A 13,103-nucleotide genomic window follows, 5' to 3' on the forward strand; every position below is an offset into this window, starting at 1 on the left:
CGGCTTAGTGTCTGTCGCGCTTGTCGGCACGTTTTGCCAGCCAGTCGCCCAGCATCTGAACGACCTGAACCAGCACAATCAGCGCCACTACGGTAACAACCATCACTTCGGTTTCGTAACGGTAGTAGCCATAGCGAATCGCCAGGTCGCCTACCCCGCCGCCGCCGACAATCCCGGCCATCGCCGAGTAGCCGATTAAGCTTACCAATGTAATCGTCAGGCCGCGCAGCAGCCCTGCGCTGGCTTCCGGCAACAGTACGGTACAGATAATACGCATCGGACTAGCGCCGAATGCCAGCGCCGCCTCAATAATCCCTTTATCGACTTCACGGAGCGCGCTATCTACCAGGCGTGCATAAAACGCGATTGCGGCCACCGACAGCGGGACGGAGGCTGCAATCGGGCCAATGGTATTGCCCAGCAAAAGCTGCGTTAGCGGCAGTAACAGCACCAGTAAAATAACAAATGGCACCGAGCGGATAATATTCACCAGAACCGAGGCGACGAGATAAATAAAACGGTTCTGCCAGAACAGATGACGATCGGTGACAAAAATCAGAAAACCGAGCGGTAGACCGCCAAGAATCGCCAGCACCGTTGAAATACTCAACATCTGGAAAGTTTCATTGAACGCCAGCGTTAAATCCGGCAATAAATCATCCACGGATCACCTCCACCTGTGCGGTACGTTGACGGATATGCTCCACGGCGGCGGCCACCGCCGTTGGATTATGCGGCGCGGTTAATTGCACCACCAGAATGCCCAACGCGCGTTCGCCGATATATTCAATCTTGCCATGCAGGATATTGACCGCGACGCCAAACTTGATCGCCACCTCTGACAGTACCGGCTGCTCCGCCGAATCGCCGATAAACAAAATTTTCAGCAACTGCCCGGGCAGGTGTTCCCGTAAACGTTCCGGCAGGGTCAAATTAAGGGTATGAGACACCAGTTGCTGTGTGAAAGCGTGTTGCGGGTGGGCAAACACATCAAACACCTCGCCCGATTCCACAACCTTACCGCCCGACATCACCGCCACGCGATCGCAAATAGATTTGATCACGTTCATTTCATGGGTGATCAGTACAATAGTAATCCCGAGCTGTGCGTTGATCTGTCTGAGCAGGGCCAGAATCGTGGCGGAAGTTTCCAGATCCAGCGCGGAAGTCGGTTCATCACACAGCAAAACATCCGGATGGTTAGCGATGGCGCGGGCTATCCCCACCCGCTGTTTTTGCCCGCCGCTGAGCTGTACCGGGAAACGGTTCGCTTTATCGGCAAGGCCCACCAGCGTTAAAATTTCCGCCACCCGCGGCGCGATTTTGCTGCGTTCCCAGCCAGCCGCTTTCAGGCTAAACGCAACGTTTTGCGCCACTGTCCGGGTATGCATTAAGTTAAAATGCTGGAAAATCATACCAATACGCTGCCGCGCCTGGCGTAACGCTTTTCCGTCCAGCGCAGAAATTTCCACGCCGTTGACGTTGACGCGCCCCTGGCTGGGACGCGTTAAGGCGTTCAGGGTACGCAGCAGAGTGCTTTTTCCTGCGCCGCTGGTACCGACAATGCCAAAAATCTCGCCCGCGGCGATATGCAGGCTCACATCATCCACCGCGCGCGTGGGGGTACCGCGACCGGCGGTAAAATCGACGCAGACTTTTTCTATTTCAATCATATTCACCTCAGAAATTGGGGATGGCTACCGCTGCGATCAGGGGGTCGCGGTCATCCATTCCGGTTTCTGGAAGGCGCTATAAATATTCTTTGGATCGTCGATAACCGCGCGATAAGCCGGCGATTTCACCGCCTCGACAATATCTTTGGCAAACGGCTTATCGGCATCTTCACTGCGTACCGCAATGATATTTTTCAGGTTCTCATCCAGGTGTTCTTGCTTAATCGCGCTGGAGAGATCGAGACCTGCCGCCACCGCAAAGTTCCCGTTAACCAGCGCGCCGGTCACGCCATCCAGCGTGCGCGGTAGCTGTGCGGCTTCCAGCGGTTTGAAAACCAGTCCTTTTGGATTGCTGGCGATATCTCGTTCAGAGGCTTTGGTCGGATCGATATTGTCCTTAATCGTGATCAGCCCCAACGATTGCAGGAAGCGAAGGCCGCGCGCCAGGTTAGTCGGATCGTTGGAGAGAGTAATAATGTCCCCTTTTTTAAGCGCATCCAGACTGTTGATTTTACGTGAATAGAAGCCCATCCCGGCGGTCGGTACCACAATAAGTTTGCTGAGCTTCAGCCCTTTGTCAGCGGTGAATTTGTCAAAATAGAGGGTATGTTGAAAGAGGTTGGCGTCAATGCTGCCGTTAGCTAACGCCATATTGGGCTGGACATAGTCGCTAAACTCGCGCACCACAACCTTATACCCTTTTTCTTTTAATGTCGGCGCAATCGCCTGCTTCACCATATCGCCATACGGCCCTGGCGCGACGCCAAATACGATCGTTTGCGGGGAACTATCGGCATGGGCAAACTGTAATCCGCAGGCCAGTAATAGCGTGCTGGCCGCAATGCGTAAACTCTGACGCAATCCCATAATTTCTCCATTTTAAATAGTGTGATGCTGTGCCGGATGCCGTTCATGCGGCATCGTCTGTTTTGGCCCAAACAAAAGGCTATTTCTTAACATGACACAGATCACAGCCTGCTGTCCTTGAAATTATTTCATGATGTTTCCTGGTGTGTCGTTAAATGTACGAGGCAGGCGCTCAGGCATGTGTCAGGCGGGAATAGCGTAGAGGGAAATGCCGGATAAGAGGTCTTAACGCCAACATCCGGCACAGGAAAACGCTTTAGAAATCGTAACGCAGACGCACCAGGTTCATATCGCCCAGATTGTCAGTGCTGGAGGTGAAAACATGTTCATAATCAACGCGGAAACCATAATCCAGTTGGAAGGTGATCCCCACGCCGTTATCGGTGCGCAGATAGTCGCGGCCATTCACATATTCAATGCGGTCGCCCATAAAGTACGGTTGAATAGCTTTCACGGCATACTGACCAATCGGGAAAGCGTAACCGACAAAATATTCCAGACCCCACGCATCGCCGGCAAAGTAATCATTCACAGACACTTTTTTGGTCGTCATAAAGTTCTGATACCAACCGCCGCCTGCGGCGATAGTCCAGTTTTCCGGCGTCCAGCTTAATGCGGTACCGACAATATTTTGATCGTAAGTTTTATTGCCGTTGCCGCGCATCTCCGCACGGGTATAGTTCCATGCCGTCCCCCAGGTCAGATCGTCGGTGAGATGGTAATCCGCGCCTAAAGAACCGCCGCCTTTACGTTTGTAATTCAGGCCGTTATTGGCATTATAATCGTCGCTGAACAGATAAGACGCGTAGAGATCGACATTGCCAATGCTTTTCTTGTACTTCAATGACTTACGCGTGCGATAAGAACCATCGTAGTCGCCGTTAATCCCGTTGCCCGGCGCCTGACCTATCATGTCGTAATCCCAGATATCGGTTTTTACGCCCACCACATCGTAATAAATGCTGTTCTGTTGACCGAAGGTCAGCGTTCCCCACTTCGCGCTCTTGAAGCCGGTATACAGCATACGGCGAGTGGTATCAGTCGCGCCCTTCGCATAATGGTTATCCCAGTCAAATACCGCAGGGATATTGACGCCCAGCTCGTAATAGCTAATCCAACTGATATCATCAAACAGATAGTAATCCGCGGCGAAGCGGAAACGCGTCCCGCCATCAAAACCATTACGTTTATAACCGTTCGCGCCGTCATTGCCGGTCATATTCTGGAACTGCGGACGAATACTCCCGCCGACGGTGAAATTGAGTCGGCTGAGTGGATTACCCGCCTGGGGATCTTGTTTTAAAACGGTGATTTCCGCCTGAGTAGCGAAAGGCATGAAAGCCACTGCCGCGCCGATCGATGCCGCCAACGCTGTTATTTTAATTGTCATTATATTTTCCTTGATAGATAGCCAATCCAAATCATTTAGCAGGCAAATAATAACTGTTATAAAACCTTACGTGTTGTGTATTTTTTAATGATTTGTGCTACTAAAAATCAAGGAGTTAGCAATTTGTGCGACTAAAAAAGTACGCGCCGTTTTAAAAACCGGCGCGAAATTATTCACATCATGAATCATCCGTTAAACTGTCGGAATAGCGCTTTGCCTTTCAGCAAACGAACGCCAAGCCAGCCGCCGCATACGGAAAGCAGCAGCGCGCCGCAAAACGGCAGTGCGCCCCATAAACGCCAGTCCGGCTCCCAGGGGAAATCAAAAACGTTAATTTGTAAGATCGCCAGCGCCGTCTCCGCGCCAATCGCGGCGACCAACCCGGCAACTAACCCCAGCATGGCGAATTCGCACCAGAGTGTGGTACGCAACAGTTTCTTTCCGGCTCCTAACGTGCGCCACACCACCAGCTCCTGATGGCGCTGACGCATCCCGACCTGTACCTGGGCCAGTAATAGCAACATGCCGCAGAGGGTGACTAGCACAACCATCACCTCCAGCGCCCGACTGACCTGCTCCAGCACCTGTCCCACCTGTTTCAGGATCGCCCCGATATCTAACAGGCTGACGGTAGGAAACTCGCGGTTAAGCTGCGTTAACATGCCGTTGCCATTCTCCCAGCGAAAACTGGTCAACCAGCTTTGTGGTTGCCCGTCCAGCGCCCCGGAAGGAAAAATGAAGAAAAAGTTGGGCCGCAGGCTTTCCCAGTCCACTTGACGCAGGCTGGTGACTTTAGCGCTAAATGCCTGGGTATCGCCCATAAAGGTTACGCTATCGCCGAGTTTGACGTTCAGCCGCTTCGCCAGCCCCTCTTCCATAGAGACTTCGCCCGATTTTGGCGGCCAGTGACCGGCGACCAGCGGATTATGCGCCGGGCGCGTATCCTGCCAGGTCAAATTCAGTTCACGGTTGAGTGACTCATCCTGCTGACCTTCCGTCGGATTACCGTTTATCCTGGTTAACCGCGCCCGCACAATCGGATAAAACGTCTGCGGAATCACCTGATGTTCCGCCAAAAAGGCTTTCAGCGGCGCGACCTGCTCTGAAGCAATATTGATAAGGAAATAGTTCGGACTTTCCGGCGGGAGCTGCTGTTGCCAGCGATCAAGGAGGTCGCCGCGCAGCACCAGCAAGAGCGCCAGCAGCATAAACGAAAGCGAAAACGCCGAAAGCTGACTCAACGTTGACCACGGCTGACGCAGAAGTCGGCTGACGGCCAGACGCAGCGGTAGCGACGTCAACGTCATGCCGCGCAGCACGTTAAGCAGCATCCAGCCCACCAGACCGCACAGCAGCGCCAGTATCACGGCGCCCGCCAGAACCGCCCACAACAGCATACTTCCGCCCATCAATCCGGCGAGCAGCGCCACCACGACGGCGCAGGCGACAGGCAAATAAATTTTTAACGGCCAGACGCGAGCGACAACATCGCGGCGCAGCACCCGTAGCGGCTGGGTCGCCAGCAACAATCGATAAGGCCGTAAACCGACCAGCAGAGAGATGACCGTCATCGCGCCCAGCGCCCACAGCCAGGGCCACAGGCTGGCGGGCGGCAAATCGGCGGGCAATACCGGTTTTAGCAGCACCAACAATATGTTTTCAAACAGTAACCCAATCGCGCCTCCCGTGACGGCGGAAAGCCCCAGCACCATCAACCACTGTCCGATGATAAGTTTACGCAACTGGGCCCGGCCCGCGCCCAACGTTTTTAAAATCGCCACCAGATCGTAGCGGCTACGGCAGTAATGGCTCATCGCCACCGCGACGGCAGCTACCGCCAGCAGTAGCGTTAATAACGCCGAAAGCAGCAAAAACTGCTGCGAACGTTCGAGCGATTTCCCCAATGCCCCGTCATCCTGCTCCAGTCCGTACCAGCGATGTTCCGGTTTAAGCTGCGGTAACAGCCAGCTTTCATAGCCAGCAAGCTGTTGCGGCGTTCCGCCGAATTTATACCGCCACATCACGCGGCTCCCCGGCTGTATCGCACCGGTTTTTGCCACATCGGCCATATTCATCATCAGACGCGGCGCCATCTGAAAAGGGTTAAACCCGGAATCCGGCTCCTGCACCACTTCACCGGCAATACGCAAGGTCACGTCGCCGACATCAATGGTATCGCCCGTTTTCAAATTAAGCAGCGCCATCAGACGCGGCGCCAGCAGTACGCTACCCGGCTGCGGTTTCACTCCGCCTGGACGGGTTTGCAATTCGCCGTACATCGGATAAACGCTATCTACCGCCTTCACGCTGGCCAGTTGCGGCGTATCGCCGGCAAACGTCATGGTCGCAAAGGTTAACTGCTCGCCCACGTTAAGGCCGCGTTTACGCGCCTCTTCAAGCCAGGCTTTCGGTACCTCCCGCGAACTTTGCAGCGTCCGATCGCCTGCCATAAACTCGCGGCTTTGCTGACTTAACCCTTTTTCCATCCGGTCGCTGATACTGCCGAGCGCCAGTACGCAGGCCACCGCCAGACTCAACGCCAGCCAGACAATAATCAGCGACGGCGAGCGCCATTCGCGCCAGAACCAGCGAGCTATCATGCCTCCTCCTGTAACTGACCGTTGACCAACCGCAGCCGCCGGTCGCAGCGCGCCGCCAGCGCCGGGTCGTGCGTCACCAGAATCAGCGTGGTGCCGTGTTCGCGGTTAAGCGAAAATAGCAGGTCGGCGATTTTATCTCCGGTCTGACGGTCAAGGTTGCCCGTCGGCTCATCGGCAAACAGCACATCAGGACGCCCGTTAAACGCGCGCGCCAGCGCTACACGCTGCTGTTCGCCGCCGGAAAGCTGTGCCGGAAGGTGGTCAAGCCGTTTTCCCAGTCCCAGTTGTTCGAGCAGCGCTTTCGCCCCCGCCTTACTCTGACCGCTGTTTTCACCGCGTAGCAGGGCCGGTAGCTCAACGTTTTCCAGCGCGTTAAGCGTAGGAATAAGCATGAAGGATTGAAAAACAAAACCGACATGCTGAGCGCGAAGCTGCGCCCGCGCCTCTTCGTCCATCTGATGAAGCGGTTTCCCCACCAGACTGACCTCTCCGCTACTGCCGTCATCCAGTCCGGCGAGAATCGCCAGCAGCGTAGATTTTCCCGATCCTGATTCGCCAATCAGCGCAATGGTTTCACCGCGTTTGACAACCAGTTCAACTCCGGTAAGGATGGAAAGCTCATGCTCACCCTGACCGACGGACTTCCTGAGACGATGAACTTCAACACTGTTTTCCGCTGGCATTTGCCCTTCCTGTTTTTGATCCTGTTAACTTTCCGTGCCGCCGCCGCAGACACCTTATTAATTCTGGGCGATAGTCTCAGCGCCGGTTACCGTATGGCCGCCAGCGCGGCATGGCCGTCGCTCCTTAATGATAAATGGCAAAACAAAACGTCGGTCGTTAATGCCAGTATAAGCGGTGATACCTCGCAGCAGGGACTGGCGCGTTTGCCGGCGCTGTTGCAACAGCATCACCCGCGCTGGGTAGTGGTGGAACTTGGCGGCAACGATGGCCTACGCGGTTTTGCGCCTGCGCAAACCGAACAGACGCTACGTAAAATCATTCAGACGGTGAAAGCCGCCGATGCCCAACCGTTACTGATGCAAATTCATCTGCCCGCTAACTACGGTCGCCGTTATAATGAATCCTTTAGCGCCATTTATCCTAAGCTCGCCAAAGAGTTCGATATTCCTCTGTTACCGTTTTTTATGGAAGAGGTATATCTGAAACCGCAGTGGATGCAGGATGACGGCATTCATCCCAACCGCGACGCCCAGCCGTTTATTGCCGACTGGATGGCGAAGCAGTTGACCCCTTTTCTCTCCTGAATAATTCGAGTTGCATGAAGGCGGCACGTAAGAGAATTTCCAGGAGCATAGATACCTATGTGACTGGAGTAAACGAACGCACAGGCAACTTGAAGTATGACGGATATAGTTAACCACGACTCTTAAATCAACGGAGATCCTGACAGGTAAAGTTATGCAAAAATCGGTCTTAATAACAGGATGTTCCAGCGGAATCGGTCTGGACAGCGCGCTTGAACTTAAACGCCAGGGCTTTCAAATCCTGGCGGGCTGCCGCAAACCTGATGATGTCGCCCGGATGAACAGTATGGGATTTACCGGCGTGTTGATCGATCTCGACTCCCCTGAAAGCGTGGATCGTGCCGCCGATGAAGTGATCGCCCTGACCGATAATCGTCTGTATGGGATCTTTAACAATGCCGGCTACGGCGTGTATGGCCCCCTTTCTACCATCAGCCGTGAGCAGATGGAGCAACAGTTTTCCAGTAATTTTTTCGGCGCGCATCAGCTTACCATGCGCTTACTTCCCGCCATGTTGCCGCATGGCGAAGGACGCATTGTGATGACCTCATCGGTGATGGGGCTGATTTCCACCCCAGGGCGCGGCGCTTACGCCGCCAGCAAATATGCGCTCGAAGCCTGGTCTGACGCGCTACGTATGGAGCTACGGCACACAGGCATTAAAGTGAGCCTGATAGAACCGGGGCCGATTCGTACCCGTTTTACGGATAACGTTAACCAGACGCAGCGTGATAAACCGGTAGAAAATCCCGGCATCGCCGCACGTTTCACCCGCGATCCTGACGCGGTAGTAGCGAAAGTGCGTCATGCTTTTGCAAGCGATAAACCCAGGCTGCGCTATCCCGTTACGCTGGTCACCTGGGCGGTGATGGCGCTGAAACGCCTATTGCCGGGCCGGATGCTGGATAAAATTTTACAAAGCTGAGTTGAAGCGCGCCAGTCAGCCCCCATGTAAACGTGACACAGACAAAAGAGAGCGACGCCATGTCCGTACAGAACATTGTCAATATTAATGAATCCAACCTGCAGCAGACCTTAGAGCAGTCCATGACCACGCCGGTACTGTTCTATTTCTGGTCTGAACGCAGCCAACACTGTCTGCAATTAACGCCAGTGCTGGAAAGTCTGGCTGCCCAGTACCACGGTCAGTTTATTCTGGCAAAGCTGGACTGCGACGCCGAACAGATGATCGCCGCTCAGTTTGGTCTGCGCGCCATCCCGACTGTCTATCTGTTCCAGAATGGCCAACCGGTCGATGGTTTCCAGGGGCCGCAGCCGGAAGAGGCGATCCGCGCTCTGCTGGATAAAGTACTGCCGCGTGAAGAAGAGCTAAAAGCGCAACAAGCGATGCAGTTAATGCAGGAGGGCAACTACATTGACGCGCTGCCGTTGCTCAAAGACGCCTGGCAGCTCTCTTCGCAGAACGGTGAGATTGGCCTGTTACTGGCGGAAGCGCAAATTGCGCTGAACCGCTCTGAAGAGGCCGAAGCGGTGTTAAAAACTATCCCGCTACAGGATCAGGATACCCGTTATCAGGGGCTGGTTGCGCAGATCGAACTGCTTAAACAGGCGGCGGATACGCCGGAAATTCAGCAACTTCAGCAGCAAGTCGCGGAGAATCCGCAGGATGCGGCTTTGGCAACGCAACTGGCGTTGCAGTTGCACCAGGTCGGACGTAATGAAGAAGCGCTGGAATTGCTGTTCAGCCATCTGAGAAAAGATCTTACCGCCGCCGAGGGACAGACGCGCAAAACCTTCCAGGAGATCCTTGCCGCGCTCGGCACCGGCGACGCGCTGGCGTCGAAATACCGCCGCCAGTTGTACGCGCTACTGTATTAATCCTCTCTTGCCTGATGGCGCGCTTATCTGGCCTACCTGTCGTCCTCAGGCCGGATAAGGCGCTTGCGCCATCATCCGGCCACTATCATGATTTCTTGAGCGGCATCACTACCAACTGATGACGCGAATTATAGAACTTCCGGTAGGTTAAATAGCAGGCAATGATGGTAGACAGGCTGGCTGTCGACAACAGCATAAACGTTACCATAATTTGATATTTAATCGCTTTTACCGGATCGATCCCGGCAAAAATCAGCCCGGACATCATCCCCGGCAGGCTCACCAGCCCAACGGTCTTTGCCGAGTCGATCGTCGGGATAAGCGATGCGCGGATACTATCGCGGATAAGCCCGGCGGAGGCCATTTTCGGCGTTGCGCCCAAACTTAATTTTTCCTGGATTTGCTGCTGCTCGCTATGAAAACGCAGCCCCAGTTGGTTGTAGCACAGCCCTACCGCCACCATCGCATTGCCGGCGACCATGCCAGCGATGGGAATCACCTGCATCGGCGCAAATTCAATCGAACCGGTAAGCACCAGTACCGTCAGCGTTAGTCCGGCGCCGACGGTGATGGCGATAAACGAGGAGAGAAATGCCTTATCGATATATTTACTGCGCTTTTGCGCGTTCCAGGCGGCGTTAAAACAGATGAACAGCACCATCAGCAGCGTCAGGGCGGCATGATTAACGCCAAAGATGTATTTCAGTACATAGCCGACAATAATGAGCTGTATCACCGCCCGGCATACGCTCCACAGAATATCTTTTTCCAGCGCCAGCTTTTCCTTGTGACTGATGAGCATCGCGACCACCACCAGCAGCATCGATAACGCCAGCGAGGTATTGGTAATATTATGCTCGTTCATAACGCGCCTCCTGCATCTCTCCGGCAGATGGCGTTAACGTTATCACCTTATCCGCGTGTTGAATTTCATCTTTATCATGCGTTACCCACAAGACAGCGACCTGCTTATCGCGAACATAGCGATGAATAATATCATTCACATTCCGTTTGTTATGTTCATCCAGCGCGCTGGTTATTTCGTCGAGTAACAGTATTTTCGGCAGAAACTGTAGATTACGAATTAGAGCAATACGCTGTTTTTCCCCGCCGGAAAGCGCGGCAATCGGTTTTTGCAGAATCGTCTCCGGCAGTTCAAAACGCGCCAGATCGTCTGCGAAGGCTGTCGGCTGCGGGCGCTGATGGCGAATTTGCCAGGGAAAAATCAGGTTATCGTAAACCGTATCACCAAATAGCGCTGGCGTCTGAGCGCAATAAGAAACCTGCTGGCGATAGGCTTCCGGACTCAGAGTAGTAATATCCTGCCCCTCAAAAAGAATCACGCCGATATCAGGGCTTATTAACGAGGCCACCATTTTCAACAACGTACTTTTTCCGCAGCCAGAAGGACCGGTAATTAACTTAAATTCGCCGCGTTGCAGCGTAAAACTGATGTTATTCACTATTTTTGTCGTCGCAGTCCGGTAACCGACCTGCTTTAACTCAAGCAACATGCTACGTTCTGTCATTTATTGCGCATCCGTTGTTCATATTTTTATAGCGATAGTGTATCCCTGTAATTAATAAGGGGGGAACATGCTTTACTGAATCAGGTATAATTCGCTTAATTCGTCAGCAAAATCGGTTTATGGACAACGCAACAGGAGGTTTAGCTATGCTCATTCTTATCCCTATTCTCATTTTCGTCGCGCTGGTGATCGTCGGCGCGGGCGTCAAAATCGTTCCGCAGGGATACCAGTGGACGGTGGAGCGCTTTGGACGTTACACCAAAACCCTGCAGCCGGGATTAAGCCTTGTTGTACCGTTTATGGACAGAATTGGCCGCAAGATCAATATGATGGAGCAAGTGCTGGATATTCCGTCGCAGGAGGTGATCTCAAAAGATAACGCCAACGTCACTATCGATGCGGTCTGTTTTATTCAGGTTATCGATGCGCCGCGCGCCGCTTATGAAGTCAGTAACCTGGAACTGGCGATCATTAACCTGACCATGACCAATATCCGTACGGTGCTCGGTTCGATGGAGCTGGATGAAATGCTCTCCCAGCGCGACAGCATCAACACGCGGCTGCTGCATATTGTCGATGAAGCCACCAATCCGTGGGGAATTAAAGTTACCCGTATCGAAATTCGCGATGTCCGCCCGCCCGCGGAATTGATCTCCTCTATGAACGCCCAGATGAAAGCGGAACGTACCAAACGCGCCTATATCCTTGAGGCCGAAGGGGTACGTCAGGCGGAAATCCTGAAAGCCGAGGGGGAAAAACAGTCGCAGATTCTGAAAGCAGAAGGCGAACGTCAGTCCGCTTTCCTGCAGGCGGAAGCGCGCGAACGTTCCGCCGAAGCGGAAGCCCGCGCTACGCAGATGGTATCTGAAGCCATCGCCGCCGGGGATATTCAGGCGATAAACTACTTCGTGGCGCAGAAATACACCGAAGCGTTACAGCAAATCGGCTCGGCGAATAACAGCAAAGTGGTCATGATGCCGCTGGATGCCAGCAGTCTGATGGGCGCTATCGCCGGGATCAGCGAGCTGGTTAAGGACAGCGCCAGCGAACGGAAAAAAGCATGATAGCGATGATTCTGGTACATCCGCATATCTTCTGGCTTAGCCTCGGCGGCCTGTTGTTGGCTGCGGAAATGCTCGGCGGTAACGGCTATTTGCTGTGGAGCGGCGTGGCGGCAGTGATTACCGGCTTAACCGTCTGGCTCTTACCGCTCGGCTGGGAATGGCAGGGCGTGCTGTTTGCGGCCTTAACGTTGCTGGCGGCCTGGCTTTGGTGGCGCTGGCTGGCGCGTCGCGTGCGGGAGCAGAAGCCGACCGACAGCCGCCTTAACCAACGCGGACAACAACTGGTAGGCCGCCGGTTTATGCTTGATGCCGCGTTAGTGAACGGACGGGGTCATATGCGTGTCGGCGACAGCTCGTGGCCGGTATGCGCTGACGAAGACCTGCGCGCAGGTACGCATGTCGAAGTGATCGCCGTGGAAGGCATCACCCTACGCATTCGCGCCGTTTAATCAACGTGGCTTTTGCGCCTTGTGATGACAGCAGCCGGAAAGATTATCAATAATCGGGCAGTCGGCGCTGTCATCGCCGGGACAACTCTCCGCCAGCGCCAGCAGTTGATCGCGCATTGATTGCAGCTCGCTGATATGGCGCTCGATCTCCGCGACCTTTTCCAGCGTCCGCTTTTTCACATCTGCGCTATGGCGTCGCGGATCGTTAAACAGATTGACCAGTTCGCCACACTCTTCCAGATTAAACCCCACCTGCCTCGCCTGTCGCAGCAACGTCAGCTCGTTTAAATGCTTCTGCGTGTAGGTGCGATAACCATTTTCGCTACGTAATGGCGGCGTCACCAGCCCTTTCTCTTCATAAAACCGAATGGCTTTGCTGGTTAAACCGGTTTTTTTCGCCACATCGCTAATATTCATATTTCCC

General features: G+C 54.0%; 14 protein-coding genes. 5 read left to right on the plus strand and 9 right to left on the minus strand.

All coding sequences use genetic code 11. The features are described 5' to 3' along the window. Positions 1-4: 4 nt before the first annotated feature. The 6 genes from ACH0WD_RS05635 to ybbA all read right to left on the minus strand — a co-directional run bounded on the left by ACH0WD_RS05635 (position 5) and on the right by ybbA (position 7,213). Entirely contained in the window at positions 5-664 is a 660-nt protein-coding gene (locus ACH0WD_RS05635; RefSeq protein ID WP_000342247.1) for a methionine ABC transporter permease, read from the minus strand. Next, on the minus strand, positions 657-1,673 hold the full coding sequence (gene sfbB / locus ACH0WD_RS05640; protein ID WP_000569660.1) for a virulence-associated ABC transporter ATP-binding protein SfbB: 1,017 nt from the start codon (positions 1,671-1,673) through the stop codon (positions 657-659). The genes ACH0WD_RS05635 and sfbB overlap by 8 nt, the downstream gene beginning before the upstream one ends. Positions 1,674-1,709: 36 nt before the next feature. Continuing rightward, positions 1,710-2,540, minus strand: a complete 831-nt coding sequence (locus tag ACH0WD_RS05645) for a MetQ/NlpA family ABC transporter substrate-binding protein (RefSeq protein WP_000524317.1) — start codon at positions 2,538-2,540, stop codon at positions 1,710-1,712. Positions 2,541-2,796: 256 nt separating this feature from the next. After that, entirely contained in the window at positions 2,797-3,930 is a 1,134-nt protein-coding gene (locus ACH0WD_RS05650) for a porin (RefSeq protein ID WP_000152865.1), read from the minus strand. 185 nt (positions 3,931-4,115) lie between these two features. Continuing rightward, on the minus strand, positions 4,116-6,530 hold the full coding sequence (gene ybbP / locus ACH0WD_RS05655) for a putative ABC transporter permease subunit YbbP (protein WP_000561786.1): 2,415 nt from the start codon (positions 6,528-6,530) through the stop codon (positions 4,116-4,118). Continuing rightward, the gene (ybbA, locus tag ACH0WD_RS05660) at positions 6,527-7,213 is read right to left on the minus strand and encodes a putative ABC transporter ATP-binding protein YbbA (protein WP_001110598.1); all 687 of its coding nucleotides are present in this window, start codon (positions 7,211-7,213) and stop codon (positions 6,527-6,529) included. The genes ybbP and ybbA overlap by 4 nt, the downstream gene beginning before the upstream one ends. Between ybbA and tesA the strand changes: the two genes are divergently transcribed. The 3 genes from tesA to cnoX all read left to right on the plus strand — a co-directional run bounded on the left by tesA (position 7,184) and on the right by cnoX (position 9,637). Further along, positions 7,184-7,798, plus strand: coding sequence for a multifunctional acyl-CoA thioesterase I/protease I/lysophospholipase L1 (gene tesA, locus ACH0WD_RS05665; RefSeq protein ID WP_001010574.1), 615 nt, complete (start codon positions 7,184-7,186; stop codon positions 7,796-7,798). The genes ybbA and tesA overlap by 30 nt on opposite strands. A gap of 154 nt (positions 7,799-7,952) precedes the next feature. Continuing rightward, a complete protein-coding gene (locus ACH0WD_RS05670; RefSeq protein WP_001172804.1) occupies positions 7,953-8,723 on the plus strand; it encodes an SDR family oxidoreductase in 771 nt (256 codons plus the stop codon). Between the two features lie 59 nt (positions 8,724-8,782). Next, a complete protein-coding gene (gene cnoX / locus ACH0WD_RS05675) occupies positions 8,783-9,637 on the plus strand; it encodes a chaperedoxin (RefSeq protein ID WP_000116056.1) in 855 nt (284 codons plus the stop codon). A gap of 85 nt (positions 9,638-9,722) precedes the next feature. On the opposite strand, the gene fetB is transcribed toward cnoX, so the two are convergent. After that, a complete protein-coding gene (fetB, locus tag ACH0WD_RS05680) occupies positions 9,723-10,502 on the minus strand; it encodes an iron efflux ABC transporter permease subunit FetB (protein WP_001002130.1) in 780 nt (259 codons plus the stop codon). Further along, the gene (fetA, locus tag ACH0WD_RS05685) at positions 10,489-11,166 is read right to left on the minus strand and encodes an iron efflux ABC transporter ATP-binding subunit FetA (RefSeq protein WP_000140192.1); all 678 of its coding nucleotides are present in this window, start codon (positions 11,164-11,166) and stop codon (positions 10,489-10,491) included. Before fetA ends, fetB begins: the two co-directional genes overlap by 14 nt. 146 nt (positions 11,167-11,312) lie before the next feature. Between fetA and ACH0WD_RS05690 the strand changes: the two genes are divergently transcribed. Together ACH0WD_RS05690 and ACH0WD_RS05695 are read left to right on the plus strand one after the other, a co-directional pair. Continuing rightward, the gene (locus ACH0WD_RS05690) at positions 11,313-12,230 is read left to right on the plus strand and encodes an SPFH domain-containing protein (protein WP_000906146.1); all 918 of its coding nucleotides are present in this window, start codon (positions 11,313-11,315) and stop codon (positions 12,228-12,230) included. Next, positions 12,227-12,679 carry an NfeD family protein gene (locus tag ACH0WD_RS05695; protein ID WP_000561177.1) on the plus strand — a complete coding sequence of 151 codons (453 nt, stop codon included), beginning with the start codon at positions 12,227-12,229 and terminating at the stop codon, positions 12,677-12,679. Before ACH0WD_RS05690 ends, ACH0WD_RS05695 begins: the two co-directional genes overlap by 4 nt. Here ACH0WD_RS05695 and cueR read toward each other — a convergent pair whose 3' ends face one another. Beyond that, the gene (cueR, locus tag ACH0WD_RS05700; RefSeq protein WP_001026760.1) at positions 12,680-13,096 is read right to left on the minus strand and encodes a Cu(I)-responsive transcriptional regulator; all 417 of its coding nucleotides are present in this window, start codon (positions 13,094-13,096) and stop codon (positions 12,680-12,682) included. Between the last annotated feature and the right edge of the window lie 7 nt (positions 13,097-13,103).

The organism is Salmonella sp. 2020_1395 (genome assembly GCF_043848115.1).
GTDB classification, from domain to species: Bacteria; Pseudomonadota; Gammaproteobacteria; order Enterobacterales; family Enterobacteriaceae; genus Salmonella; species Salmonella enterica.

Bases quoted from the DNA above. Each gene is read 5' to 3' on its own strand.
- sfbB (WP_000569660.1), bottom strand. From the start codon at position 1,673: ATGATTGAAATAGAAAAAGTCTGCGTCGATTTTACCGCCGGTCGCGGT.
- ACH0WD_RS05645 (WP_000524317.1), bottom strand. From the start codon at position 2,540: ATGGGATTGCGTCAGAGTTTACGCATTGCGGCCAGCACGCTATTACTG.
- ACH0WD_RS05650 (WP_000152865.1), bottom strand. From the start codon at position 3,930: ATGACAATTAAAATAACAGCGTTGGCGGCATCGATCGGCGCGGCAGTG.
- ybbP (WP_000561786.1), bottom strand. From the start codon at position 6,530: ATGATAGCTCGCTGGTTCTGGCGCGAATGGCGCTCGCCGTCGCTGATT.
- tesA (WP_001010574.1), top strand. From the start codon at position 7,184: ATGAACTTCAACACTGTTTTCCGCTGGCATTTGCCCTTCCTGTTTTTG.
- ybbA (WP_001110598.1), bottom strand. From the start codon at position 7,213: ATGCCAGCGGAAAACAGTGTTGAAGTTCATCGTCTCAGGAAGTCCGTC.
- ACH0WD_RS05670 (WP_001172804.1), top strand. From the start codon at position 7,953: ATGCAAAAATCGGTCTTAATAACAGGATGTTCCAGCGGAATCGGTCTG.
- cnoX (WP_000116056.1), top strand. From the start codon at position 8,783: ATGTCCGTACAGAACATTGTCAATATTAATGAATCCAACCTGCAGCAG.
- fetB (WP_001002130.1), bottom strand. From the start codon at position 10,502: ATGAACGAGCATAATATTACCAATACCTCGCTGGCGTTATCGATGCTG.
- fetA (WP_000140192.1), bottom strand. From the start codon at position 11,166: ATGACAGAACGTAGCATGTTGCTTGAGTTAAAGCAGGTCGGTTACCGG.
- ACH0WD_RS05690 (WP_000906146.1), top strand. From the start codon at position 11,313: ATGCTCATTCTTATCCCTATTCTCATTTTCGTCGCGCTGGTGATCGTC.
- ACH0WD_RS05695 (WP_000561177.1), top strand. From the start codon at position 12,227: ATGATAGCGATGATTCTGGTACATCCGCATATCTTCTGGCTTAGCCTC.
- cueR (WP_001026760.1), bottom strand. From the start codon at position 13,096: ATGAATATTAGCGATGTGGCGAAAAAAACCGGTTTAACCAGCAAAGCC.